The sequence below is a fragment of the Paenibacillus sp. EKM10P genome, from assembly GCF_011800655.1.
Classification (GTDB): domain Bacteria; phylum Bacillota; class Bacilli; order Paenibacillales; family Paenibacillaceae; genus Paenibacillus; species Paenibacillus polymyxa.
Genome location: NZ_JAALET010000142.1, coordinates 1 through 227, shown reverse-complemented (window position 1 = coordinate 227; position 227 = coordinate 1). Strand labels below are relative to the sequence as shown.

Annotated in this window: 1 protein-coding gene; it reads left to right on the top strand. The window is 49.8% G+C overall.

The window, feature by feature from the left end; genetic code table 11:
- On the top strand, positions 1–227 hold a 227-nt coding region (locus HFE01_RS26850; protein WP_167442935.1), incomplete at both ends, for a hypothetical protein.

Sequence of the window (227 nt, the reverse complement as noted above, 5' to 3'; positions counted from 1 at the left end):
TATCCCATCGGGCAGCAGATGAAGCAGATGGGCGGTTCCGGCGAAGCGGACGCACACACAGGCTTCTCTATTGCCAACGTAGCACTTGCAGAGCAAACCAACTACGATTTTAACCTGATTGTCGTGCCTGATGAAGATATCTCTATTCTGCTTGAGTACAATGCGCTGGTGTATAACCGGTCTGCAATGGAGCGTATCTATGGTCATATCAACCACGTCATCGGACA